Annotated in this window: 24 protein-coding genes; 22 read left to right on the forward strand and 2 right to left on the reverse strand. The window is 37.1% G+C overall.

Annotated features, from left to right (window positions below; genetic code table 11):
* Nucleotides 1-165 precede the first annotated feature (165 nt).
* A complete protein-coding gene (locus tag P618_RS03450; RefSeq protein WP_021827574.1) occupies nt 166-1,185 on the reverse strand; it encodes a phosphotransferase enzyme family protein in 1,020 nt (339 codons plus the stop codon).
* Between the two features lie 6 nt (nt 1,186-1,191).
* Nucleotides 1,192-2,244: a S66 family peptidase gene (locus P618_RS03455; RefSeq protein ID WP_040458400.1), complete on the reverse strand. Its 1,053-nt coding sequence runs from the start codon at nt 2,242-2,244 to the stop codon at nt 1,192-1,194.
* Nucleotides 2,245-3,209: 965 nt separating this feature from the next.
* Here P618_RS03455 and P618_RS03460 point away from each other — a divergent pair.
* From P618_RS03460 to P618_RS03565, 22 genes are all read left to right on the forward strand, one after another.
* Nucleotides 3,210-3,788, forward strand: a complete 579-nt coding sequence (locus tag P618_RS03460; RefSeq protein WP_021827578.1) for a winged helix-turn-helix transcriptional regulator — start codon at nt 3,210-3,212, stop codon at nt 3,786-3,788.
* Nucleotides 3,785-4,159: a transcription termination/antitermination NusG family protein gene (locus P618_RS03465; protein WP_021827579.1), complete on the forward strand. Its 375-nt coding sequence runs from the start codon at nt 3,785-3,787 to the stop codon at nt 4,157-4,159. Before P618_RS03460 ends, P618_RS03465 begins: the two co-directional genes overlap by 4 nt.
* Nucleotides 4,160-4,486: 327 nt before the next feature.
* Nucleotides 4,487-4,792 (forward strand): nucleotidyltransferase domain-containing protein, encoded by a 306-nt coding sequence (locus P618_RS03470; protein ID WP_021827581.1) that lies wholly within the window; start codon nt 4,487-4,489, stop codon nt 4,790-4,792.
* Nucleotides 4,773-5,150: an HI0074 family nucleotidyltransferase substrate-binding subunit gene (locus P618_RS03475; protein WP_021827582.1), complete on the forward strand. Its 378-nt coding sequence runs from the start codon at nt 4,773-4,775 to the stop codon at nt 5,148-5,150. The genes P618_RS03470 and P618_RS03475 overlap by 20 nt, the downstream gene beginning before the upstream one ends.
* A complete protein-coding gene (locus tag P618_RS03480) occupies nt 5,150-6,910 on the forward strand; it encodes an ABC transporter ATP-binding protein (protein WP_021827583.1) in 1,761 nt (586 codons plus the stop codon). The genes P618_RS03475 and P618_RS03480 overlap by 1 nt, the downstream gene beginning before the upstream one ends.
* Entirely contained in the window at nt 6,903-8,477 is a 1,575-nt protein-coding gene (locus tag P618_RS08850; protein WP_021827584.1) for a Gfo/Idh/MocA family oxidoreductase, read from the forward strand. The genes P618_RS03480 and P618_RS08850 overlap by 8 nt, the downstream gene beginning before the upstream one ends.
* Nucleotides 8,452-9,606, forward strand: coding sequence for a DegT/DnrJ/EryC1/StrS family aminotransferase (locus P618_RS03490; RefSeq protein ID WP_021827585.1), 1,155 nt, complete (start codon nt 8,452-8,454; stop codon nt 9,604-9,606). Before P618_RS08850 ends, P618_RS03490 begins: the two co-directional genes overlap by 26 nt.
* On the forward strand, nt 9,597-10,388 hold the full coding sequence (locus tag P618_RS03495; RefSeq protein ID WP_021827586.1) for an NAD-dependent epimerase/dehydratase family protein: 792 nt from the start codon (nt 9,597-9,599) through the stop codon (nt 10,386-10,388). The genes P618_RS03490 and P618_RS03495 overlap by 10 nt, the downstream gene beginning before the upstream one ends.
* Nucleotides 10,378-10,893 carry an acyltransferase gene (locus tag P618_RS03500; protein ID WP_024161161.1) on the forward strand — a complete coding sequence of 172 codons (516 nt, stop codon included), beginning with the start codon at nt 10,378-10,380 and terminating at the stop codon, nt 10,891-10,893. The genes P618_RS03495 and P618_RS03500 overlap by 11 nt, the downstream gene beginning before the upstream one ends.
* A complete protein-coding gene (locus P618_RS03505) occupies nt 10,886-11,851 on the forward strand; it encodes an NAD-dependent epimerase/dehydratase family protein (RefSeq protein WP_021827588.1) in 966 nt (321 codons plus the stop codon). Before P618_RS03500 ends, P618_RS03505 begins: the two co-directional genes overlap by 8 nt.
* A 144-nt stretch (nt 11,852-11,995) precedes the next feature.
* On the forward strand, nt 11,996-13,360 hold the full coding sequence (locus P618_RS03510; protein WP_021827589.1) for a glycosyltransferase family 4 protein: 1,365 nt from the start codon (nt 11,996-11,998) through the stop codon (nt 13,358-13,360).
* On the forward strand, nt 13,357-14,073 hold the full coding sequence (locus tag P618_RS03515) for an SGNH/GDSL hydrolase family protein (protein WP_021827590.1): 717 nt from the start codon (nt 13,357-13,359) through the stop codon (nt 14,071-14,073). Before P618_RS03510 ends, P618_RS03515 begins: the two co-directional genes overlap by 4 nt.
* A gap of 30 nt (nt 14,074-14,103) precedes the next feature.
* Nucleotides 14,104-14,727, forward strand: a complete 624-nt coding sequence (hisH, locus tag P618_RS03520; protein WP_021827591.1) for an imidazole glycerol phosphate synthase subunit HisH — start codon at nt 14,104-14,106, stop codon at nt 14,725-14,727.
* Nucleotides 14,724-15,491 carry a HisA/HisF-related TIM barrel protein gene (locus tag P618_RS03525; RefSeq protein ID WP_021827592.1) on the forward strand — a complete coding sequence of 256 codons (768 nt, stop codon included), beginning with the start codon at nt 14,724-14,726 and terminating at the stop codon, nt 15,489-15,491. Before hisH ends, P618_RS03525 begins: the two co-directional genes overlap by 4 nt.
* Entirely contained in the window at nt 15,481-16,641 is a 1,161-nt protein-coding gene (locus P618_RS03530) for an N-acetyl sugar amidotransferase (protein WP_021827593.1), read from the forward strand. The genes P618_RS03525 and P618_RS03530 overlap by 11 nt, the downstream gene beginning before the upstream one ends.
* Entirely contained in the window at nt 16,634-17,872 is a 1,239-nt protein-coding gene (locus tag P618_RS03535; protein WP_021827594.1) for a glycosyltransferase family protein, read from the forward strand. Before P618_RS03530 ends, P618_RS03535 begins: the two co-directional genes overlap by 8 nt.
* Nucleotides 17,873-17,876: 4 nt before the next feature.
* A complete protein-coding gene (gene asnB / locus P618_RS03540) occupies nt 17,877-19,742 on the forward strand; it encodes an asparagine synthase (glutamine-hydrolyzing) (protein ID WP_021827595.1) in 1,866 nt (621 codons plus the stop codon).
* A gap of 16 nt (nt 19,743-19,758) precedes the next feature.
* Complete coding sequence (locus P618_RS03545) at nt 19,759-20,682, forward strand: NAD-dependent epimerase/dehydratase family protein (protein ID WP_024161162.1); 924 nt, start codon at nt 19,759-19,761, stop codon at nt 20,680-20,682.
* Nucleotides 20,683-20,687: 5 nt separating this feature from the next.
* Nucleotides 20,688-21,743: an NAD-dependent epimerase/dehydratase family protein gene (locus tag P618_RS03550; RefSeq protein WP_021827597.1), complete on the forward strand. Its 1,056-nt coding sequence runs from the start codon at nt 20,688-20,690 to the stop codon at nt 21,741-21,743.
* Nucleotides 21,740-22,789 (forward strand): non-hydrolyzing UDP-N-acetylglucosamine 2-epimerase, encoded by a 1,050-nt coding sequence (gene wecB, locus P618_RS03555; protein WP_021827598.1) that lies wholly within the window; start codon nt 21,740-21,742, stop codon nt 22,787-22,789. The genes P618_RS03550 and wecB overlap by 4 nt, the downstream gene beginning before the upstream one ends.
* Nucleotides 22,786-23,991, forward strand: coding sequence for a glycosyltransferase (locus tag P618_RS03560; RefSeq protein WP_021827599.1), 1,206 nt, complete (start codon nt 22,786-22,788; stop codon nt 23,989-23,991). The genes wecB and P618_RS03560 overlap by 4 nt, the downstream gene beginning before the upstream one ends.
* A gap of 7 nt (nt 23,992-23,998) precedes the next feature.
* On the forward strand, nt 23,999-24,724 hold a 726-nt coding region (locus tag P618_RS03565; RefSeq protein ID WP_040458394.1), incomplete at its 3' end, for a glycosyltransferase.

Consider the following 24,724-nt stretch of genomic DNA (forward strand, 5'->3'; position numbering starts at 1 on the left):
GATGGTTTAAAAGAGGCAAAAAAAGCTCAGGTAAAGGCAAAGTTAGGATTTGAAACCTTTTCTTTGTACAGTGCTATAAATGTTAATACAGGCAGCGATGTTTCCCATTTAGTGTTTAGTTCCTTGTAGGGTATACCATAAAAATTTGAAACTAAACATATAATCTCATAAAATTTTCCTCGCATTATAAGAGTCATACGCTCTTTCTATTGAACCATTCGGCAGAAAAACGGGCTGTAAGTGTTCGAAACATTGAATCCGGTCCTCACCACCTTCATCAGAAAGAAAAATATATTCACAATAATCGCCGATGTCCTGAATAATACGCTCGAAGCGGTAATAGGCGAATACAGCATGATTGATTTCTGCTTGACCATAACCTTTATAAAAAAGTGAGGCTTCTTCGTCAGGCGTTAGACTACTATCCGAAATACTAGAACCAATAAACATCAAGTCACGCTCGACAGGGGCAAAGATGAGAGTATCCCAATCAACAATATACAGAGCTCCCTTTTTATCAAGAATCAAGTTCCATCCGTGCATATCAGCGTGGCATAAAACATAAGTAAGGGGCTGTTTTTGAATCGTGATTGCAAGCTCTTCAGCGCGTTCCACAAGTTTAAGTATTTCGCTACTTTTTGATTTCAGAAACTGTGCCATTTTTACAGCGACAGGTTCTTCAAAAAACTCACTTTCAATACGTATCAGAAATGCTTTAACGGTATCGCGCCATTTAGAAGAGAAGGTTTCCCGTGGCACATCTTTTGTTATTGATGCAGTAATATCAGTGCTATGAAGCGTTTTAATGGCCGTCCCAAATTGAGCCCAGTGATCATCTGATAGTTTAGCTTCTACGCCATTACGGCTTTCGACATAAGGGTACAGAATTGCTTTGAAATCACCAAGATTTGTCGACAGCTGCCCAGTTTTGGTTGTAAGCGGAGGTATAACTTGTTTGATACCCAGATCAGCCAAATATTTTGGAACTGAGACCGAAGCTTCTAAAAATTCACCACTTCTTAATTTAAGAAAGTGGTCTGCTCCGTCCGTGGTTGTCACGCGATAAACCGCTGTGTTGAAATCAGAACCAAGAGGCAAAAATACTACTTTTTCTATAGTCAGCCCATATGCATCCCGCAAACACGCAATGATCTTTTCATATTTAAGGTCAGGTTTTATTAGCATTCTTTACTATCTCACACTGTTTTCTAATATTGTCACTGTATTTTCACCTGGATTGATTTCCACCATGACTCCATAAGGCAATATCCACATTGGATCAGAATGACCAAAATCCATACGTGTAACTATTGGGATAGGTGGAATCTTGTATTCCTCGAAGACTTTCAGTAGTGCTTGATCATATTCATGAAAGTGTCCCACCGTCATATACGACCCACCAGGTTTACTAAACAAAATACCACTTAAGCGGCTTATTATGCCTTGAGCTGCTAAGTTTCTCATAAACCTTGTGACAACAGAAGGTTCTATTCCTTCTTCTGATGTCTCAAGAAACAAAACTGCTCGATCCCATGTAGATAAATCGGGCCAGAGTTCAGTATTATTTAAAAATTGCATAACCTCCAAGCAGCCACCAATAAGCCTACCTTTACAGATATGTTTGTTTTCGCCAATGAAATGCCATCCACTTGGCGGATTTAAAGAACGCCTAATACTTTGATTATTTTCATCAAACCAATCCAAAAGTTCTGTTGTCCATCCTTCAGTGTTATTAGGAATTGCACCAATTATTTCGCTTGAAAATAAAGTTTTAAGAATGCCACTTATCGTATAATCATGCATTGCAACATTTTCAGCAAAAGCTGTCATAACAGATGGGCCATAAAAGGAAGTTAATCCTGCTTTAAAGCACATAAAGTGGGTCACAGTAGTATCAGAATAGCCCATTACCACTTTAGGGTTATTTTTGATAATATTAAAATCAATGAATGGTATAAGGCGAAGAGAATCATCTCCTCCGATATTTGAAATGATCGCTTTGATGTGTGGATCAAGAAACGCTTCCATCAAGTCGTCTGCTCTAGCTTTTGGATTTTGATAAATCCATTCAGCGCTTTTAAGAGCATGTTTTGTGTGAAGAACACGCAATCCAAAAATTTCTTCAAGGCGCTGCTTTCCCACCTCAAAACGATAAGGAAAAGTTGCAGGTCCTCCCCAAGACAAAGTAATTGCTGTAACTGTATCTCCGTAATTTAACTTCGGTGGCTTAATTAGTGGCTGCATTTCTTTCGATCTCTGATAATAAATTAAACTCAAGCATTCCACCCGCAATAATCTCAAATGATTTTTGATCGATTTCTAAAAAACCATAGCGAAAAACGTAGCTTCACGAATTTTTATTTTTGATAAAGGGCAGCAGCGGCACAAGCACAGCTGTATTAATCACTTCATCACTTTGAAAACCTGAAATTTGAATGTGCTCCTTCTCTGCTTCAAGTTCTTCTGGTAAAAAGGTAAGCCCAAAGGTTTAGGCAAGATACCGTCACGTAATTTTACAGCTACTTCATACTCAGGAGAGCTGTGGTTAACAACTTTAAAGCTCAAGGTGATCATTTTTAACACTCATCAAATTCAGTTTTTAGCTTGCGCATAACGTATGAAAACATAACATATTTTTCGTTAAAAGGATAGTATAAACTTCTTTCCATCCCTTGATTTAAGCTATTTTCTCCATTTCGAATTTCGCTTACTATTCCGGTTTTCGTTCTCTAAAAAATGTATGAGCAAAATATGGTGATCCTCTAAAACCCAGGTAAATTCAGGGTTTTAAGATATGCGCACCTTCGCCCTGAGTGTTCGCATGTATCGAAGAAGGAGAGCATAAAAAGATAGATTTTGGGGGTAAAATGGTTAAATTAGAGAAAGTGAGGTACGTGGCTGGCGCTAGACGGAAGCTCTGGAAATCTCATAAATACTGGGGTTTCTGGATTGCTTTTCTATGCTCGCAATGACGGTGAAAAAAGTTATCTTCAAAAAATTTGGCGGAGATAGATTGCCTCTAAAACAACCTGTTTCTAAATGGCATTGGAATGGTTGTTTTTTATTGAAAAATAAAATGCTCTGAGCTTCGTACCTTTAGACAAAATTCGAAAAAATTTTGTGTGATGTGCTTGATTTTGTTTTCTAAGTAGGATAGGCTTTGTTCATGAACATGGTTTTGTTAACTTTTTTGGAAACTTTAAAACCTGATGGCCGCTTTTCAAGATATCCGCGAACAGACTGAGCAAAAAGTGATGGTGCATCTCTTAAGTGAGATTGAGCGCAATCCATCCTTTACGCAGCGTGGTTTGGCGGTCGAGCTTGATATCGCTTTAGGTCTCATGAATCAATATCTGAAGCGCTGTGTGACTAAAGGTTGGGTCAGAGCTTCTCAAATCTCCCCTCGCCGCATTACCTATTTTTTAACACCAGAAGGCTTTAAAGAAAAAAGCCATATGGTGAAAGATTATCTGGCACGCTCGATGACCTTTTTTAAAGAAGCACGCGCACAATGTGACGAGGTTTTTGAGCAATGTAAAGCTCAAAGCTGGTCTAAAATAGCCTTAGTGGGCGAAGGAGATTTGGCGGATATTGCTAAACTTGTCGCATCTGGCAGTGAGTTTGTTCTTGACGTTGTGTCAACTCAAGCTGATCTTAAAAAATACGACACCGTGATTATCACTGATGTGATGAATCCTCAAGGCACCTACGATGCCATTAAACACAAGGTTGAGTATCCTCGTTTATTGACGTTAAATCTTTTGCATATTTCAAAGGTGACCCCATGATTACTTGGTGTGTCGCCCATACTCAACCTTTAAAGAAACTGGTCGCTCAGCAACATTTGCTTGATCAGGGATATGAAGTTTACATGCCAAGGTTCAAGAAAACAGTTCGTTATGCACGAAAAGTGGAAGAAAAACTTGTGCCCCTTTTTCCGCGTTATATTTGTATAGGGATGGACCTAGACTCAGCCAGATGGCGAAGCGTCAATAGTGCGCGGGCCGTTTCTCATTTATTGATGAGTTATGATTTGAATACGGCAAAAGTCCCAACACGTATTCTTGAAGACTTACGAGTTGGGGAAATTGGGGATGGGATTGTTCCTGTGGCAAGCCTTGTGAACTTTGTTAAAGGTGAAAAAATGTGCGTATTGTAGAGGGCGTATTTACAGATCAAAGGCCATTTTTGAGTCCATGGATGATAAGTCTAGGGTTCAATTATTGCTAACTTTTATGGGAAGGGAAATGAAAATGACTCTCCCCACCTATGCTGTGGAAGCAGCGTAAGTAAAGAATCTTTTTGGTACTTATGTGTCAGAAATGAATATTAGAAATTTTTGCAGTCTCGGTGATTTCACCCAGACTGCGGCAGCTATGGTGAAGTATTAAATGATTTTAACACAAAAAATCGATATCGTTGTCCGTGATCCGGGTCAAGATCTTTTGATTTATAAGGTTGCCAGAGATGAGGGCGTTACGCTTGTATGACGTTTGATATTACAACATATCATTTTTATCAAAAGCTTATACAGCTCCCCTTTGTAGAAAAAATTATCTTATTCGGTTCCAGAGCAAATGGTACATTTCGCCCTAAATCAGATATTGATATTGCAATTTTTTGCCCTTCAGCGGATACATACCAGTGGAATGAAGTCCTTAATATCATTGAAGATGCGGATACATTACTCAGTATTGATTGTATAAATTTAAATGATTTGCCTTCAAATTCCTCACTTAAAGCCACTATTGAAGCAAATGGAATCGTAATTTATGAAAAAATTAAAAGCTGAACTTTTTCTCAAGGCGATGGACGCATTTGAAGAAGTCTTATCATCGAATGTTGCACCGCCCTCTATTCAAAGAGACGCAGCTATTCAACGTTTTGAGTTTACTTTTGAACTAGCTTGGAAAGCTTTGAAAAATCTTTATTATGAAAAAGGAGTGGATCTAAACTCCCCTAAAGATGTGTTTCGCCATGCCTTTGCTTCCGGTGATATTCAGGATGAAAAAATTTGGTTAGAGATGCTCAAAGACAGAAATTTAACATCTCATACCTACAATGAACCTTTGGCTTGCGAGGTGTTTTCCCATTTACCTAAATACCTCAATGCCCTCAATTCACTAAAACCCATTTTAAACGATCAATAATGTCAACTCCCTCTATCTTATCCGCGATTCAAAAACTTCGCGCGCTTTTAACACGTGATGAAAAGCTTAAGTGGCTTGGCATTGTGGCATTTGCACTCACGACATCGCTACTTGAAGTTGTTACTGCTTCGGTCATCGTTGTGTTTGCACAAGTTTTAAATGCGCCAGAGACGGGACTGAAGTATTTGGGTAAAATTGGTTTTTCGACTGATTTATCTCCAGGACGTGTTGTTTTTTATATAGCCATTATTGTGGGGGCCGTTTACTTGATCAAAAATCTTATCGCTGCAGCAGAAGTATTTTTTCAAAATTTCTCTATTCAAAAAATGAGCTATCATTTTAAAAACAAATTTCTTCACCGATATGCAGAAACGGATTACGGTTTTTATCTGACGCGAAATTCTTCCTTTGGAATACAAGTAGTGAGCGGCGATACTGAAATCATGTTCTCAAGCGGAATCGTTTCCATCGCCAGCATATTATCGGAGGGCATGATTTTCTTGGCGCTTATGGGCATGATCATTTATATGAATCCATCCCTCGCATTAACTATTTTTGCAATTGGAGGAATTGTTTCAATAGCTGTTGTAAAAGGTGTATTGCCTCGATTTTATCGCTTTGGGCAAAAGCTTCAAGAGACAGCCCTGTATAGTGCTCAAAATCTCACGCAATTCTTTCATGCTTTTAAAGAAATTGTGCTTTTGGGAAAGCGCGAATCATTTATAGAAGTCTATCAAGTTCATGCGCGCAAAAAAGCAGGCATTCAAGCCATTCAAACATCCCTCAATGCTCTGCCGCGGATGGTCATTGAAATTTTATTTGTGGGATTATTTGTCACAACCATTGCTTATTTATGTTTAGATCAAGAAAGCCCCGTGCAGATGATTGGAATACTAGGCGGATATCTTTATGTAGGGTTTCGCCTTATGCCGGGGCTCAATCGCATTATAAATCAGCTCAACATCTTTAAATCTGTGATCCCCTCCATTGAACGCGTGTATCGAGAGTACACAATGCTGGCTGCTAAAGAAAATTATGTTAATGTACCAGATTTTCAATTTAATAAAAATATTGAGATAAAAGATCTGTCTTTTAGATATCTCAACACAGAAAAAGATGCATTGAGTCATGTCTCTTTACAGATTCAAAAAGGCGAATGTATAGGTATCGTTGGTGAAACAGGCTCTGGAAAATCAACGTTAGTTGATCTTATTCTTGGCCTTTTAAAACCTTATGAGGGCTTGATTTTGGTAGATGGACAATATCCTGTTCATTCCTATCAGTGGCATCAAAAAATTGGTTACGTACCCCAAAGTATATACCTGACCGATGATACCATTGAAAAAAATATTGCCTTTGGTGAAAAGGATATAAATTCATCGCAGTTAAATTCGGCTATTGATGCCGCCCAGCTTCGAAAATTTATTGACGGCCTTCCAAATGAGGTAAAAACAGTTGTGGGCGAGCGCGGGATTCGTCTTTCTGGGGGGGAGCGTCAACGCATCGCCATCGCCCGTGCTCTTTATCTCAGTCCTGAGGTTCTTATTTTTGATGAGGCCACCTCAGCATTGGATAACGACACTGAGGCACGTTTGATGGAAACTATCAATGCCGTAAGTAAAGATCGAACGGTTATTATGATCGCTCACCGCCTGACAACATTGAAAGATTGTGATCGGATTGTGGTAATGGATAAGGGTTGCGTCAAACAAGTGACGAATTATAGTTCTCTTCAAAATAAAGTGATAAAACATGCTTAATCCTAAAATTTCCGTCATTGGGTGTGGTTACTGGGGCAAAAACCTGGTGCGTAATTTTGCAGAGCTTGGTGTGTTGCATTCTGTGTGCGATGCCAACCAAGAGCTAGCGAAACAAGCAGCCCAAACCTATGATGTTGCCAGCCTCAGTCTTGAAGAATTGCTTAAAAGTAATTGTGATGGTGTGGTGATTGCAGCACCCGCAGCACAACACTATGAATTGACAAAAGCGTCTCTTAACGCCGGAAAGTATGTGTTTGTGGAAAAACCTCTGTCCTTGAAAGTGGAAGAGGCACAAAAACTTTGTGATCTTTCCATGCAAGTGGGTAGGAAGCTTATGGTGGGGCATTTGCTTCAATACCATCCCGCCTTTTTAGAGCTTAAAAGCTTGATTCAAAAAGGTAACCTAGGACGGCTTCAATACATCTATTCCAATCGCCTTAATCTTGGAAAATTCCGTAATGAAGAAAATATTTTGTGGAGTTTTGCGCCCCACGATATTTCCATGATTTTGGGGCTTGCTGCTGACTTACCCGAATCCGTTTATGCAACAGGCGCTTGCCATCTAAATCCACGTATTCATGATGTGACCACAACCCACATGAGTTTTAAAAATGGAATTGAGGCCCATATTTTTGTATCTTGGCTTCATCCCTATAAAGAACAAAAGCTTGTGGTTGTGGGTGATTGTGGTATGGCCGTGTTTGATGATGGATTACCATGGGGTGAAAAACTCAAGCTTTATCCCCATCAAGTGACGTGGATAGATGGTCTGCCGCAACCTGAAAAAGCTGATGTGATTCATGTACCATTAGAAGTTTCTGAGCCTTTGAAAATCGAGTGCCAGCATTTTATAGATTGCATTACTCAAAATCAAAATCCTCGCACTGATGGAGCTGAAGGCCTTCGCGTTTTGCAAGTTTTGGATGCGGCGCAACAATCCCTTCACACCCACCAAGCTGTTTCCTTGAATGCTCAAATTAAACCCTATTATGTCCATGAAACAGCAATTGTTGATGGCGGTTGTGACATCGGGCGCGGCACCAAAATCTGGCATTTCTCACACATCATTAAAGGCACAAAAATCGGCGAGGATTGTGTCATTGCGCAAAATGTGATGATTGGCCCAGATGTAGTGATGGGTAATCGCTGTAAAATTCAAAATAATGTGAGCCTTTATAAAGGTGTAACTTTAGAAGATGGTGTTTTTTGTGGACCATCTTGCGTATTTACCAATGTTCATAATCCACGCGCTGAGATAGAGCGTAAAGATGAGTATCGCCCTACCCTTGTGGAGCGCGGCGTGACCATTGGTGCCAATGCCACCATCGTTTGCGGTAATAAATTGGGCGCCTATAGCTTGATTGGTGCCGGCGCCGTTATTACAAGAGATGTCAAACCCCATGCTGTGATGGTGGGTAATCCGGCTAAACATATCGGCTGGGTCAGCCATGCAGGTGAAAAGCTAGGTGATAATTTGGTGTGTCCGCGTGAAGGACGAAGATACCAAGTTATCGACGAAAATTTAAAAGAGATCAGTAAAAATGACACCGCAACGAAAACTGCCTGAGATAATTCAGCCCATGCAATTCATTGATTTAAAATCACAATTAGAACTTATTCGTCCACAAATTGATGCAGCCATCAAACGTGTTTTGGATCATGGCACTTTTATCATGGGGCCGGAAGTACACACCCTTGAAAAGCAGCTGGCTGAGTTTTGTGGTGTAAAACATGCCGTATCATGCGCTAATGGGACGGATGCCTTAGGTTTAGGGCTTATGGCCAAAAATGTAGGGCCTGGGGATGCCGTATTTGTTCCCTCCTTTACTTTTGCAGCGACCGCTGAAGTTGTGTCCTGGGTTGGTGCAACGCCTGTATTCATTGATTCCCTGAAAGACACATATAATATGGATCCAAAAAGTCTTGAGCAGGGAATCATCCAGGCTAAAAAATTAGTGCTCAAACCCGCAGGGATTATCCCCGTGGATCTTTTTGGCCAGCCTGCTGATTACGATGCAATTCAAGCCATTGTTGATGAATATAATTTATGGATTATGGCTGATGGGGCACAAAGTTTTGGAGCCTCTTACAAAGGGCGTAAAGTTGGCAACATCGGCGATATGGCAACAACTAGCTTTTTTCCAGCTAAACCATTGGGATGTTACGGCGATGGCGGAGCGATTTTTACCAATGATGATGAACTGGCAGCCATTATTAAGTCATTACGTGTACATGGGCAAGGATCCGATAAATACGACAATGTGCGCATTGGGATGAACGGAAAGCTCGATACTATTCAAGCGGCTATTTTAATTGAGAAACTCAAAATATTCCCCGGCGAACTGGTGGCCCGCCAAAAAACAGCCGATGCTTATAATGCAGCGTTAAAAGATATGGTCAGCGTTCCAAAAGTAATTGATGGGACAGCCTCCGCTTGGGCACAGTATACCGTTTTGCTGCCTGAACACATAGACCGTTCCAAATTGATGTCTAATCTGAAAGAGGCTGGCATCCCGACAATGGTTTATTACGTAAAGCCCCTACATTTGCAAACTGCTTATGAGGATTATCCAACAGCAACAGGAACTACTTTGCCCATTTGCGAAAAGCTGTCTGAACGCGTGTTGAGTTTGCCTATGAGCGGATATGTGGGTAGTGAAGATAAGATTGTTGAGAAGATAAGAATATGTCTTTAAGTATTATAGGTAATGGTTTTATTGGTGGGTTCGTTTCTAATAAACTTAATTTTTTAGGGATTAAACATTTTCTATATACTTCCAAGAGTTTTAATTTGTGCGATGAGAATACCTGGAAAAGCTTATCAACGAAAACGACACAGGTGTTTATAGCAGCTGGTAGTATGTCAAGTGATGAAAATGAATTACAATCCGTAAATCATCGGCCTATAAAACTTTTATGCAAATACCTGGAAGATATTGGTGTAAAAAAAGTAGTTTTTCTTTCTAGTGGAGCAGTATATGGGGATTATCCTTATGACACTCATCCCGTCATTGAGTGTAAACCATCTTCGATTTATGGACTTTCAAAGTTAAACGCAGAGAACTCCTTATTAAGCTCTTGGGGAGGGGCATTAAATATAGTTCGTTTATACTTTACATATGGTCCTCATCAAAAAAAACCAAGATTGATACCTAATTTGATTGATAGAATTCAAAAAAAAGAACCTATATTAATTAATAATGATGGCGGTCCCAAAATTACCCTTAACCACGTTGATGATGTTTCGCAACATTTGATAAACACGTTTATTGTGAATAACCATGAAACAATAATTCAGAATCTTGCGTCACCTTTTAATATATCGATAAAAGATTTAGCCACTCAGTTAGCAACATATATAGGTACAAAACCTATTTTCAAATTTAACAATATAAATGAGCCTAATCATACATCTTTACCTTTTCCTGATATGTGGCCTAAATCTGGGCTACTAGAAGATATTTTCCATGCGCTTTAGTGACCAATTATTTTATTTTATTCAATCTTGCTTAATCAATTGGGAATTTATTTTTTTTGAGCATTTGAGACCTTTTATTTATCGCTCATTTTTCAAAAAGATGGGAAAAAGAGTGAGAATCTCACCGGGCTCACATTTTAAATACCCCAGTGAAATTAATATAGGCAATGATGTGTATATAGGAAGAAATTGCATTTTTGTAGGTAAAGGTGGATTAATAATCGGAAACGATGTTCTGATAGGGGCTGGAAGTAAGATATGCACAACATCTCATGTATATAAAGACGTTAGCATCCCGATCAATAAACAGGGGTTACGTTCGAAACCCATTTCCATAGGTGACAATATATGGATTGGTTTCGATTGTAAAATTTTAGGCGGTGTACGCATTAAATCACATTCAATATTAGCGACAAATAGTGTTTTACTAGAAGATCAATTTTATGAAGAAAATTCAGTTATTGCAGGAGTTCCTGCAGTCAAAAAGGGTGTAACAAATGCTTAAAAATAAAAGAATATTTATAACTGGAGGAGCAGGCTTTATTGGGAGCTTGCTTGCTGAAAAGTTAAGTCATCAGAATACGATATGTATTTATGATACCTTTTCAAGAAACTCTATTAAAAATAAAAATTCCATAAAAGATAATAATGTTACTATTATTGAAGGAGATGTTACTAATGAATTAGCCTTAAAAAAGGCTATTACTGAGTTTTCTCCAACCCATGTAGTCCATTGCGCAGCAATAGCGGGTATTAATACCGTTATAAAAAGCCCCGTGAATACCTTAAGGGTCAATATTTTAGGAACAGCCTATTTGCTGGATACATTAAAGTCTATGACTGGACTCGAGCGTGTAGTTTTGTTTTCTACAAGCGAGATTTTTGGTAGTCATGCATTTCAAAATTCTGAATTACATTCAGCTGTAATCGGGCCTGTAGGGGAAGCACGGTGGACATATGCAGTTTCCAAACTTACAGATGAGCATTTTGGATTAGCATATCATAAAGAATTTGGGTTGCCATGTACGATTGTAAGGCCTTTTAATGTGTATGGTCCTGGACAAGTTGGTGAGGGGGCACTGTCAACATTTATTCAAAAAGCTCTCCAAAATGAAGAGATAATGATCCATAACGACGGGACACAAATTCGTGCATGGTGTTATGTGGATGATATGGTTGAAGGTGTAATGAAATGCTTGCAAAATCCAAAAGCAATCGGTGAAGCTTTTAACATTGGTAATGTTCGAGCTGTTAACACAATATATGGTCTGGCGAGTGCTGTTTGCAGATTGCTCGGCTCAAATTCAAAAATTGTCTTCTCACAAATGAAATTTGCTGACGTAGAGCTCAGGATTCCAGATGTTACAAAAGCAAAAGACTATTTAGGTTTTGAAACTAAGGTGGATCTTGAAGAAGGTATACCATTAACAGCGGATTATTATAAAAAATTATTGAGTTTATAAGGTTAATTTGAAATGCAGTGTCTTGAATGCAAAGAAAAGGAAGATGTGGTATTAATTTCAGTCTACAAGCATGATTGGATTTTTTGTAACGTATGTGGGAGCGCTACTTTTCTAGTTACCTTTAAAATTCATAGGACGTAAATTATGAAATTAATATTTACAAAAACATGGGCTTTTATATTCAATTTAATAAATATTTTTTTTAAAATATTAGATGCGATACTATCCATTTTTCTTTTTCTGTTGTGCCCCATATTGGTTTGTTTTTTAAAATTAGCCTTTTTTAGAAATTCCGCACCTGCTTCCAAGAAAATTCTTTTTATTGGTTCTTCCCCCCCTAACAAAATTTATAAAGTTAATGAAAAGAATTATTCTAAGATTATCGATGAATCTAGAAATTCTCAATTTACCTTACCTTTCTTTCCACACACATATGCTTTGTATTTTTGTGGATCTCAGAAAAGTATCTATAAATTAACACCAAAAGTCATAACTATAGTATTTCCTAAAAAGCTAAAATTTCAACTTTTCAAGAGAACTTTTAAGGTTATCAGGCTTTTTTATGAGCTTCCTATTCTAACAAAATTAGCAAAAAAAATAAATCCATCCATTATATATACAAATATTCCAGGTAATAATATTTTAATCTCAGTATTATTGAAATTTATAACTAGGCGCCCTTTAGTGGCGCAAGTCATGGGGTCATATGATTTGTCAAGCTATAATGACTCCCTAGAAACTCAAGAGGGCATTAAACCTTTTCTTCTTAGAAATTACAATAAAATTCTATTAAGTTTTGCATTTAGATATTGTGATCTTGTTTTAGGATTTAATAAGTACTGTTCTGATTTTTCTATTCATAATGGTGCTCACCCATCCAAAGTAAGAAACGTAAGGATCATCCCTCACTTAATGCATGGGTATGAAGTAGAGGAATGTTTCTTTCCTATTAGCAAACTTTTTAATAATTCTCGTCTTAAACACTATATGATTTTATGGTCCCGACTAAGTTCTGAGAAACGCCTAAGGTATGCTATTGAAGGTGCATTGAAAGCTATGCAAGCTAGAAAAGATTTAGGTTTAATCATATGCGGAGAGGGAGATTTAAAAGAATCTATAGAAGAACAATTATTACCGGTCAAAGAACGAGTATATTTTGCAGGCTATACTCATTTGACTCAACTAGTATCTTATATTAAACAGGCAGATATAGCTCTGATCCCCTTAGGAGGTTATGCATTAACCGAAGCCGCTTTATTAAAAACTCCCATAATTTCTTTTGATATAGAGTGGCACCGAGAGTTACTGACTGACTATGTAAGCGGTTTTATCGCAGATTATCCAAATATAGATCAATTGTATTCTAGAATCATATATATATTAGATCATCCTAAAGACGCTCAAAATATTGCAGACAAAGCTTACCTGCAGACTATGCAGATGTTTAATTCTGTCCAGCAAAAATTTCAAGAGGTGATAAAAGAATTTTTTCCTGAGGATACAAAATGAATAGGTGTACTTTTTTTTCTGATAGTTTAGCACTTCCCAGACCAGAAGAAGGTGTTCCATTGGAAAAAACATATATGTATGAATTGCATAAAAATGGCTGGCTCATTATTGACCGATGCAAGCGATCAGCAGATACTACAAGTTATTTAAATGTTCCCCATATGGAATTTTGCGATTTATATATGAACAATTCCTTGTATTATGTAGTGCAATTGGGCTTCTGTGATTCTTCTCCTAGAATTTTTACAAAAAGACAAAAGCTGTTCATTCAATTTATGCAAACATTCAAATATGGAAAGATATTAGCTGACAGAATATTTAATATTGTAACAAAAAATAGATTTTATATCACAAAAAAAAGATCAATTGTTAATGTAGAAATTAGTGAATTTGAGGAAAATATAAAAAAAATAGTAAATAATATTATTTATCAAAATAATCAAATTAAGAAAATTATTTTAATCAATATTCTGCATCCCACAAGCATATTTGTTGAGAGGAGCTACAATGTAATTAATTTAATAAAGAATTACAATAATATTATTAACAATCTTTCTGATGAGTATGATGAAAAAATTTCAATAATAAATTTTTTTGATTTTACTAAGGATAACCCAGGCATCCTTTTAAAGGATGGATATCATTATAACATAAAAGGTCACGAATTTTTATACAAAAGTATATTAAAAATCATAAAAAAAGATTCCATATGATTGCTTTCTTGATATTTTTGGAGAAAATCAATGAATGATGAATTAATCGTTGGCGTTGTGGATATTGGTTATGGAAACATTCAGCCTATAGTTAATATTTTGAGGCGATCTTATATTACATCTTCCCTTGTTAGGTCTCCCACTGATTTGAGAAGCTGTCATAGGTTAATTATTCCTGGAGTTGGATCATTTGACAATTTTATGCAGGGCTTAAAAAGCACAAAGTTAGATAGTTCTATCATTGATTTTGCTCATTCGAATAAGCCAGTATTAGGCATTTGTGTGGGAGCACAAATTATGGGCAGAGAAAGCGAAGAAGGAGAGCTCAAAGGTCTTAATCTTATTAATATGAGAGTGAAAAAATTTGATTCTAAATTTTTAAATGACTTACCAATTCCCCATATGGGCTGGAATCATTTAACAATTGCAAAGCCACATTTTTTATTTGAGCACTTAGCTAATGATCATCGATTTTATTTCGCACACTCCTATCATTTTGAGATAGAAGATGACAGCTGTTTATTGTCTCATACGTCTTACGGATATGATTTTTGCTCTGTAGCAGGTAATCAAAATATTATAGCTATCCAATTCCACCCAGAAAAAAGTCATGACCATGGCTTTAAAATTTTACAGAATTTTTGTTTGCAATGATTAATAAAAATAGAATTATTCCAATTTTACTTTTAGATAATGGTGAAGTGTACAAAACTCTTCAATTCACAAATCCCCAATATATTGGAGACCCCATTAACACCATTAATATTTTTAATGAAAAAAAAGTTGATGAGTTGATCGTTCTTGACATTAGCAAAGAGACAAAAAGCAAGGGGCCTAATTTTGAAATCTTAGCCGATATTGCAAGCGAAGCTTTTTTCCCTATAGCTTATGGGGGAGGCATTCAAAGCCTCGAGCAAGCAAAACGGATTATGGGACTAGGGTTTGATAAGCTTTCTTTTTGCTCAGCGGTTTATAACAATCCTTTGTTAGTTGAAAACTGCGTAAAAACGTTTGGTGCGCAATCTGTTGTGGGCTGTCTTGATTTTAGAATGGGACCATCTGGAGATATAAATATTTATATCAACAATGGAAATGAAAAAATAAATTGGAGTGTCGAAAAATATATGAGTGCAATTGAACAGCTTCATGTTGGAGAACTTGTCATCAATAATATAGATAAAGACGGTACATTTAGCGGATATAACTTTGATTTACTGAGAAAAATAAAAGCAAAAATCAAGATTCCAATGATAGCGTCTGGTGGAGCAAAGTCTTATGGGGATATATCATCTTTATTTTCTATAGTAGATATTTCAGCGGCAGCAGGGGCACTTTTTGTTTATTATGGCCGTTACAATGCGGTTCTCATCTCTTATCCATCTAAGGAAGAAAAGTTAGAGATATTAAATGGAAAATAATACCCATCAAATATGTGTACGCTGTATCATGGATACGACAGACCCACTGATACAATTTGACGAACAAGGTATATGCAGTCACTGCAAGAGTTTTGATCTCAGAAAAGATCAAGTGCTGTTTCCGAGTGATGAAGGTAAAGAAAAAATAAATCAAGTTATCAAAGAAATTAAAGAAAAAAACAAACATAAAAAATATGATTGCATTCTTGGACTGAGTGGCGGAGTTGATAGTTCCTACTTGGCTTATTGGGCAGCAAAATTTTCGAAGCTAAGAGTTTTAGCTGTTCACGTTGATGGTGGATGGAATAGTGAAATTGCTGTGTCTAATATCGAAAAAATAGTCAAAACGCTCAACATTGATTTAATCACTCATGTTGTTGATTGGAAGGAGATGAGGGAGCTACAAGTTGCTTTTCTCAAATCTGGTGTTGCCAATCAAGACACCCCCCAAGATCATGCATTTTTTGCTGCGCTTTATAATTTTGCTAATAAAAATGATATTTCTATTGTGTTAAGTGGATATAACTTTACTTCTGAATCGGTATTGCCTCAATCCTGGGGATACAGCGCCATGGATCTTGACCATATTAAGTCTATTTATAAAAGGTTTGGCAGAACAAAATTGTCCAAATTTCCAACGGTTTCTTTTTTTAAAAACTATGTTTACTATCCTTACATCAAAAGAATAAAAGTTATTTCTCCCCTTAATTACCTTGATTATGATAAAGAGAACGCCATAGAAATTTTAAAGAAAGAATTGGGCTGGAGTTATTATGGTGGTAAGCACCATGAGTCTAAATTTACAGCTTTTTTTCAATCTTTTTGGTTGCCAACAAGATTTAATTACGACAAAAGAAAAGCACATTTATCAAGCTTGGTCTTAGCTGGCCAATTAGGGCGTGATCAAGCTTTGGAAATCATCAAGGTTTCTCCCTTTGATCATAAAAAAATTCCATTTGAGAAAGAATTTATTGCAAAAAAATTGAACATATCGGTCAATGATCTTGATAACTTTTTAAAGCAGCCATTAATATCGCATACAGCATATAAAACGAATCAAAGGAAAATGAAGATGTTGCAGTACGCTTTATTCGTCCTATCCCTTCCAATGACTATTCTTGCTCGGCTTTTTAGGAAAAAGAATGGCTAAAATCATTGTATCTATAACACCATTAGCCTTAGATAGGGATAGCCGTACTCTTAAGATAGCTCATTCTTTTGCCCAATGGGGACATCAATCAATTGTTGTGGAGGGTCAAAAAAGTGCCGTTGATTTTTCAAAGTATGGTATTAGGCTTATTTCTCTAGCAGATTCGTTTGAAAAAATTCCGAGCAATGACGTGATTCCTTCAAAAAATTTCGTAGTGAAGATTTTAAAAGCGATATGGTGCCAGCTTAAGAAAATGCGACTTATTTTTTTCCTGGATTACATATCTTTTTATAATTTTAAAAGAAGATTTTATCAGCAATATATTAGTGGTATTGACAAAAAGATACCTGATGCAGATATCTATTATCTTCATTCTTATGAATACTTTCTTGCAATAAAGAAAAAAATTAAAAAAAATCAAGCTAAATTAGTTTACGATGCTCATGACTTTTATACAAAAATTAACCCTGATAAACCCTTTCTAGGAAGCAATTTAATTAAAAAATTTCAAAAAAGAATAGAAAGGTCTCTCATAAGAAACGCTGACCTTATGTGTACGGTAAGTGAAGGGGTAAAAAAATTATACACGGATGAATATAACACCAGTCCTATCGTCATACGGAATGCCCACTGTTCAGATATAGATATTCCAAGCAAAACTACAATAAAAACTTATTTTGGCTTAAATCAGAGTGACATTATTACTGTCATTATTGGAAATAAAAAAGAGGGGCAAGCTCTTGATCAAATAATTAAAGCCTTTTGGGGATGCACATCCAACAATAATTATCTTGTTTTTATTGGGGGTGGGTATTGCACACTAAAAGAATCTCTTTCTTCTAAATACCAAGAGAGAATCCTATTTTTATCACGCCTGCAGCCTACAGAGATTGTATCGGTAGCTTCGGAAGCGAATTTTGGTATTCTTCCTTATTTTGCGCTCACGAACAATTATCGGTATGCTTTACCTAATGGTTTTTTTCAGATGATTGCTGCACAGCTACCAATAATTTTTTCAAAAGATCTTGAAGAAATAAATGCATTAAATAAGATAGAACATTTTGGTTTAGCAACTGACTTTAATGATCCGACTCAACTCAAAAAAGATTTAAAAAACTTTTTTGAGAATTTTTCTAAAAAAGATGCTTTGAGTGCTAAACAAAATCTAACCTGGGAAAATGAAGAAAATATCTTGAAAAAAGAGATTCAAAAACTAACAGAGCGTAAATAAGAAGATGTGCTCCATATTCGGTATAACCCAACCTTCACAAGAATACAAAAACTTCCTCTCTCACCGGGGGCCGGATCATTTTGATTCTTTTTCGACAAAAGAGATCTATCTTGCCCATAATCGTCTGAGCATCATAGGGTTAGATGAACGATCTAACCAGCCAATGCAAGGGCGAAATGGTACGGTTATTGTTTTTAATGGTGAGATTTATAATTATAAAGACCTAAAAGCGAAAAAACTTTCTGATTACGTCTTCAAGTCTCACTCTGATACGGAAGTTATTCTTGCGTTATATGAGAAGTATGGCATTGATTGCGTTCAGTATTTGCGCGGTATGTTTGCTTTTGCTATTTGGGATGAAAATGAAAAACGTCTTTTTTGTGCCAGAGACCGGTTTGGCATCAAACCATTTTATTATACCAAAAACCAAGATCAATTCGCTTTTGCTTCAGAGATGAAGGCCCTCCTGCCATTGGTTCCATCGATTGAAACCAACCAAGAAGCTCTATCTGAGTATTTAACTTTTCAATATACGCTTGGGGCTGAAACGTTATTTCAAAATATCAACCAACTAATGCCTGGGCATTTATTAATTTATCAAAAGGGTGACCTCAATATTAAAAAGTATTGGGATGTGTCTTATGAAATAGATTTTAGCCACTCACCAAAATATTTTGAAGAAAAATTAGAGTCCTTGTTAACTGACTCTGTGTGCTACCATCAAGTAAGTGATGTAGCTATAGGCAGTTACTTAAGTGGCGGGATTGATTCTTCCCTAATAACAGCATTGGCGTGTGAGTCAAATCCTAATTTTTACGGTGCATTTCATGGAAAATTCACAGACCATCCTGGTTATGATGAAAGTTCATATGCCATTGATACCGCATCCGCATTGAATAAATCCTTATATACAATCAACATTACCTCTCAAGATTTTACAGACAATATTTCAAAAATCATATATCACCTAGATACACCGGTTGCGGGACCAGGCGCATTTCCTCAATATATGGTATCTAAGTTAGCCGCAGAGCATGTAAAAGTTGTGTTAGGCGGGCAAGGTGGCGATGAGTTGTTCGGCGGCTATGCACGTTATGTGATTGCATATTTTGAACAATCCATTAAGGCAGCGATCGATGGTACCCATAAAAATGGGCATTTTGTCGTAACACCAGAATCCATTATTCCTAACCTGACCTTACTTCAAGAATATAAACCCTTAATTAAAGAATTTTGGAAAGACGGCTTATTTGGTCCTCTTGATGAGAGATATTTTAGGCTTATTAACAGGTCTGTTGATATTCAAGATGAAGTTGATTGGGATCTATTTGATTTAAGAAAGGTGATGGAAAAATTTAAAGGAATTTTCAACAATCAAGAAAATGTTCAAAAGGAAGCCTATTTTGATAAAATGACCCATTTTGACTTTAAGTGTTTATTGCCAGCACTTCTTCATGTGGAAGATCGTATGAGTATGGCCCATGGGCTGGAGTCACGAGTGCCCTTTTTAGATCATCCCCTCGTGGAATTTGCAGCAACCATTTCAGCAGATATTAAATTTCCAGGGGGGCGTATGAAATCCCTTTTGAAAGAAGTTTTCAAACATAAGATTCCTGAAAAAGTTTTAATGAGACGGGATAAAATGGGTTTTCCAGTTCCTTTAAAGGAATGGTTTTCTGGAAACTTAAAGGATTTTTTGCAAGACATTTTTTCATCTCAGCAAGCCCAAACGCGTGGTTTTTATGATGCAAAAAAAGTTGTGAAAGGTTTAGAAGGATTATCGCAATTTTCAAGAAAAATTTGGGGATTGCTTTGCTTAGAGTTGTGGCATCGTGAGTTTCACGATAAAAGTCATGAATATCGTTATTAATCATAGGAGAAAAAATATGAAAGTTTTTATCACAGGTGGTTCTGGTTTTATCGGATCACACTTAGCCGATCGCTTGCTTGCGCGGGGCGATGAGGTAATCGTCATAGACAATTTTGCAACCGGAAGAAGGGACAATTTAAAAGCCCATCCGAAGCTCAAAATTGTTGAAGATTCTATCTGTAATGAAAAGCTTATGCATCAACTGATGCAGGAATTTAAGCCTGACCTTGTAGTTCATGCTGCAGCTTCCTATAAAGATCCCAATAATTGGGTAGAAGATGCCTTAACAAACGTGATGGGGACAGCCATTGTTTGTCAGGCTATGGCAAAGGCTAATGTTAAAAGGATTATTTATTTCCAAACAGCACTTTGTTATGGATTAAAACCTGTTGAACAACCAGTGACCTTGAATCACCCCATTCTTCCCCGTGGTTCAAGCTATGCGATTAGTAAAACAGCAGCTGAAGATTATGTGCAGCTATCAGGCTTAGATTTTGTGACATTCCGCTTGGCAAACGCTTATGGTCCTCGTAATATTAGTGGTCCACTTCCTACTTTCTTTAAACGGCTTACAACCAATCAAAAGTGTTTTGTGATGGATACACGCCGTGATTTTGTTTACATCGATGATATGATTGATTGCATTATGCACGCGGTGGATGGAAAAGGAAACGGCACATACCATATTTCATCAGGCAGCGATGTTTCTATTAAAGAATTATTCGATGCAATCAATAAAGCATTAAATATGGACCTTGTTGTGGAAGTAAAACCACGTCAACCTGATGATGTGTTCTCCATTCTTCTTGATCCATCTAGAACAGAGAATGAATTTGGATGGAAAGCTCATGTACCACTTGTCGAAGGTGTTTCCAAAACAATTCAGTATTACAAAGAACATGGTATTGAAGAAACCTTTACCCACCTAAAAGTGAAGTAATAAATATGCGATTTCAAGGTCAAAAAATCCTGGTCATTGGAGGCTCTGGGTTTGTTGGTAGTAATTTATGCTACCAACTCCTTCAAGAAGGAGTTCACCATCTTACAGTTGTTGATAATTTATTATCTGCTCAGGCTGAAAATCTTCCAAAGAACGAGAAGGTCGACTTTGTTTTTGGGTCAATTTCAGATGATAGAATTCTGATGAGTCTTGCTAAGGATTATGACTATGTCTTTCATCTAGCAACATATCATGGAAATCAATCCAGCATTCATGATCCCCTTGCGGATCATGAAAATAATACAATTACAACCCTTAAGGTTTGCGAGCACTTCAAAGGGTCATCTCATCTTAAAAAAATGGTTTACTCCTCTGCGGGGTGCACGGTTGCAAAAAAAACTTATGATGATGTGGGGGCAACCAATGAAGACGCTGAAGTATCTTCATATCATGATAGTCCTTATCAAATATCCAAGATTATTGGGGAATTTTATGGAAACTATTACTGGATGAAGTATCAGCTTCCTTTTGTTAAAGCACGTTTCCAAAATGTTTATGGCCCAAGAGAAGTTTTGGGTGCTGGCAGTTGGCGCGGCATCCCTGCTACCGTATGGCGCAATGTAACACCTACTTTTATTTGGAAAGCGTTACATCAAGAAGAACTGCCACTTGAAAATGAAGGCAAAGCATCACGTGACTTTATTTACGTAGATGATATTGTTGAAGGGCTCATCGCGTGTGCTGTGAATGGAAAAGCGGGTGAAGTCTATAATTTAGCTTCAGGTTATGAGACCACCATTAAAGAGTTAGCAGAAGCGATCAATCGGTTAACAAACAATCCTACTCCTATTTTGTATACAAATCCAAGACCGTGGGATCGCTCTGGAAAACGTTTTGGATCAACAGAAAAAGCCCAAAAAGATCTTGGTTTTATAGCAAAAACCTCTCTTGAGGATGGGCTTGACGCAACAATTAAATGGACAAAAGAAAATCGTCTCTTCATTTTGGCCAATATCTCTAAGCATCTCTATTTTATGCCTGAGCTTTCAAAATATCTATGACTCTTTGTATTCACACCATTCTTGGCGCGAGGCCTCAGTTTATTAAAGCTGGGGCTTTTTCTCGCACCTTAAAAAAGCATCCAAACATTAAGGAAACTATTATCCATACGGGACAGCACTTTGATGCCAATATGTCGGATATTTTTTTTAAAGAGCTGGATATTCCGAAGCCCCAATATTCTATGAATATTAACAGTGGCTCCCATGGTCAAATGACAGGGCGCATGCTTGAAGGAATTGAAGCTATTTTACAAGTCGATAAACCTGATGCCGTTCTTGTGTATGGGGATACCAATTCAACCCTTGCTGGTGCTTTGGCTGCCGCAAAACTTCATATTCCTGTCATTCATATTGAAGCAGGTTTGCGCTCTTTTAATCGCAAAATGCCAGAAGAGATTAATCGTGTTTTAACAGATCATGTAAGCGATTATCTTTTTTGTCCTACACAAACTGCGGTGGATAATCTAAAAAATGAAGGCATCAAAAATGGCGTCTATCATGTGGGGGATATCATGTATGATGCCACCCTTTATGCCATGGATTATATAAAAACAAACTTTTCTGCTCCCCAAAAGCTCATGGGCTTGCCATCAGATTTTGCATTCATGACCATGCACCGTGCTGAATCTACGGAAAGCATGCAAGACTTCCAATCCATGATGGATTACGCCTTGTGCTTTGCAAAAGAACAGGATTTGAAAATCATTTTCCCCGTCCACCCGCGCACAAAAGCCTTGCTTCAAAAAACGCAATTAGATGATACTTTTATAAGTTTAGAACCTTTAAGCTATTTTGAAACTCAGTACTATTTAAGCAAAGCTCGTTTTGTTTTAACAGACTCTGGAGGATTACAAAAAGAAGCCTATTTTCATCGCGTGCCTTGTATCACCCTACGCCAAGAGACAGAGTGGGTTGAAACGATAGAATGTGGCTGGAACCGCTTATGGACTGTTGAAAATTATAAGCCTTGCAAAGATATTACAGATTACGGTGATGGTAATTGCGCTGGGGAAATTATCAACCTATTACTTGAAGAATTTTTATGAAAACACTTTTATTGCACTCTACATATACTGAAAAAATGTCATACTTTGATGATTGGATTGATGCTTTTAAAGCTCATTCAGATTTTAGTACCTTATGCATAAATGTTTTTAATGCCTCCAAGGATTTAATATCAGATGTAAAAAGTAAAATAGAAAATTATGAACTCATTGTATTACATCACTCAATGAATGGGGATACGTTAAAGTATTTAGATCCATTTATAGAGGCTCTAAAAAATCGGCGAGGAAAATTAGTTTCTTTCGTTGGAAATGAGGTAAATTTACCAACAATAGGAATGGCTCCTAAGATTAAAAATCTACAAGAAATAGAAGCTGACTTTATTGCTACACAACTTTTAGAAGAAGCAGGACAATGGCTCTATGAAGACTGTAACAAGGCCAAAGTGATTTCTTTGCCACACGCTCTTAACCCTGAAGCATTTTTTTCAAAACATGCATTCAAAGATAAGAAAATTGATATTGGAACACGCTCGGCACGCTACGGTGTTTATGTTGGCGATAATGACCGCAATTCTATTATACAATATTTTTACCATAATGCTCATTCGTTAAACTTAAATATCGATTTAGGATTAGATAGCAATTCACAAAAAAGATTTAATCGCCAAGAATGGTCTGATTTTCTTTCTTCTTGCAAAGCAACATTATCAACTGAAGCTGGTTCATTTTATTTGGAGAAACATGACATTATTGTCAATAAAATACAAGATTTTCTTAAAAAAAGATCTGTTAAAATTGTTTTGCCCCATGAAACATTTGCAAGAAAAACCTATAGAAAAATTGTGCCTAGTTTTGTTCGTAAAATCATAGTATCTCTTCTGAAAGATCGGATCGTTGAAATTGATAACATTGATCAAGAATGTGATTTCGATGAACTCTATGAAAAGTTCTTCAGGCTTGCCCCAAAACCACCTGTTTATACCAAAGCAATATCATCAAGGCATTTTGATGCTATCGGCACAAAAACTCTCCATGTTATGTATCCTGGACGTTACAATGATATTTTAATTCCAGGAGAGCATTATTTTGAATTAAAACCAGATCACTCTAATGTCGAGGATCTTAAAGATTTTCTATTAGATGCGAAGACTGTAAAAAACATAACCGAAGCTGCTTACAATCACGTCATTACACATCATACTCACAAGAATAGGCTTGATGCCTTATTGAAAGTCTTGTGAAGATATTATGCACCTTACCCTTATTATATCGTCGCTCAACTCTGGCGGAGCGGAGCGGGTTTTAACGGATCTTGCCAATCATTGGGTGTCAAAGGGACATCAAGTAACGCTTGTTACCTTGGCGTCACCGGATGCAAAACCTTTTTATCCTTTAGATTCAAAGGTCCGTTTGATCCAACTTAACCAAACTCAAAATGAATCCTCTTTTGTAACGCGTCTAGGAAATATCCTCAGGCGCGTTTTTTGTTTAAGGAAGACGCTGAAAACCCTTAATCCAGATGTGGTGCTTTCCTTTATGGATGTGATGAACCTCACCACCCTTCTGGCAAGTGTTGGGCTTAAAACACCTGTGATTGTGTCAGAGCGTACGCACCCCTTTTACCATAAGCTTCCTTGGCTTTATCATCGTGTGCGGACCCTTTTGTATCCAAAAGCTTTTCAAGTGGTTGTGCAAACGCAATCAGCAGCTGATTATTTTAAGAACCTATGCAATCTTTTGGTCATTCCTAACGCTGTGAAAAAGCCTTCTTTGCAGAAAATCACTATGCTCGATCAAGCAAAGCATATCATCTCTGTTGGAAGGTTGTGTCCATTTAAGGGGTTTGATACACTCATCCAAGCCTTTTCACGACTTTATCCAACCTATCCGCATCTGCGTCTTACGATTTACGGGGAAGGCCCCCAACGAGAGAATCTTCAAAACCTCATCAACTCTTTAAATCTCCAGGAAAGA

Source organism: Holospora obtusa F1, from assembly GCF_000469665.2.
GTDB lineage: Bacteria > Pseudomonadota > Alphaproteobacteria > Holosporales > Holosporaceae > Holospora > Holospora obtusa.

What these genes read in the sequence shown, in the direction of transcription:
- P618_RS03455 (WP_040458400.1), bottom strand. Translation starts at nt 2,244, where the DNA reads ATGCAGCCACTAATTAAGCCACCGAAGTTAAATTACGGAGATACAGTT.
- P618_RS03550 (WP_021827597.1), top strand. Translation starts at nt 20,688, where the DNA reads ATGCGATTTCAAGGTCAAAAAATCCTGGTCATTGGAGGCTCTGGGTTT.
- P618_RS03460 (WP_021827578.1), top strand. Translation starts at nt 3,210, where the DNA reads ATGGCCGCTTTTCAAGATATCCGCGAACAGACTGAGCAAAAAGTGATG.
- P618_RS03465 (WP_021827579.1), top strand. Translation starts at nt 3,785, where the DNA reads ATGATTACTTGGTGTGTCGCCCATACTCAACCTTTAAAGAAACTGGTC.
- P618_RS03500 (WP_024161161.1), top strand. Translation starts at nt 10,378, where the DNA reads ATGCGCTTTAGTGACCAATTATTTTATTTTATTCAATCTTGCTTAATC.
- P618_RS03490 (WP_021827585.1), top strand. Translation starts at nt 8,452, where the DNA reads ATGACACCGCAACGAAAACTGCCTGAGATAATTCAGCCCATGCAATTC.
- P618_RS03505 (WP_021827588.1), top strand. Translation starts at nt 10,886, where the DNA reads ATGCTTAAAAATAAAAGAATATTTATAACTGGAGGAGCAGGCTTTATT.
- P618_RS03470 (WP_021827581.1), top strand. Translation starts at nt 4,487, where the DNA reads ATGACGTTTGATATTACAACATATCATTTTTATCAAAAGCTTATACAG.
- P618_RS03480 (WP_021827583.1), top strand. Translation starts at nt 5,150, where the DNA reads ATGTCAACTCCCTCTATCTTATCCGCGATTCAAAAACTTCGCGCGCTT.
- P618_RS03535 (WP_021827594.1), top strand. Translation starts at nt 16,634, where the DNA reads ATGGCTAAAATCATTGTATCTATAACACCATTAGCCTTAGATAGGGAT.
- P618_RS03525 (WP_021827592.1), top strand. Translation starts at nt 14,724, where the DNA reads ATGATTAATAAAAATAGAATTATTCCAATTTTACTTTTAGATAATGGT.
- wecB (WP_021827598.1), top strand. Translation starts at nt 21,740, where the DNA reads ATGACTCTTTGTATTCACACCATTCTTGGCGCGAGGCCTCAGTTTATT.
- P618_RS03515 (WP_021827590.1), top strand. Translation starts at nt 13,357, where the DNA reads ATGAATAGGTGTACTTTTTTTTCTGATAGTTTAGCACTTCCCAGACCA.
- P618_RS03545 (WP_024161162.1), top strand. Translation starts at nt 19,759, where the DNA reads ATGAAAGTTTTTATCACAGGTGGTTCTGGTTTTATCGGATCACACTTA.
- P618_RS03495 (WP_021827586.1), top strand. Translation starts at nt 9,597, where the DNA reads ATGTCTTTAAGTATTATAGGTAATGGTTTTATTGGTGGGTTCGTTTCT.
- P618_RS03475 (WP_021827582.1), top strand. Translation starts at nt 4,773, where the DNA reads ATGAAAAAATTAAAAGCTGAACTTTTTCTCAAGGCGATGGACGCATTT.
- hisH (WP_021827591.1), top strand. Translation starts at nt 14,104, where the DNA reads ATGAATGATGAATTAATCGTTGGCGTTGTGGATATTGGTTATGGAAAC.
- P618_RS03450 (WP_021827574.1), bottom strand. Translation starts at nt 1,185, where the DNA reads ATGCTAATAAAACCTGACCTTAAATATGAAAAGATCATTGCGTGTTTG.
- P618_RS03510 (WP_021827589.1), top strand. Translation starts at nt 11,996, where the DNA reads ATGAAATTAATATTTACAAAAACATGGGCTTTTATATTCAATTTAATA.
- P618_RS08850 (WP_021827584.1), top strand. Translation starts at nt 6,903, where the DNA reads ATGCTTAATCCTAAAATTTCCGTCATTGGGTGTGGTTACTGGGGCAAA.
- P618_RS03530 (WP_021827593.1), top strand. Translation starts at nt 15,481, where the DNA reads ATGGAAAATAATACCCATCAAATATGTGTACGCTGTATCATGGATACG.
- asnB (WP_021827595.1), top strand. Translation starts at nt 17,877, where the DNA reads ATGTGCTCCATATTCGGTATAACCCAACCTTCACAAGAATACAAAAAC.
- P618_RS03560 (WP_021827599.1), top strand. Translation starts at nt 22,786, where the DNA reads ATGAAAACACTTTTATTGCACTCTACATATACTGAAAAAATGTCATAC.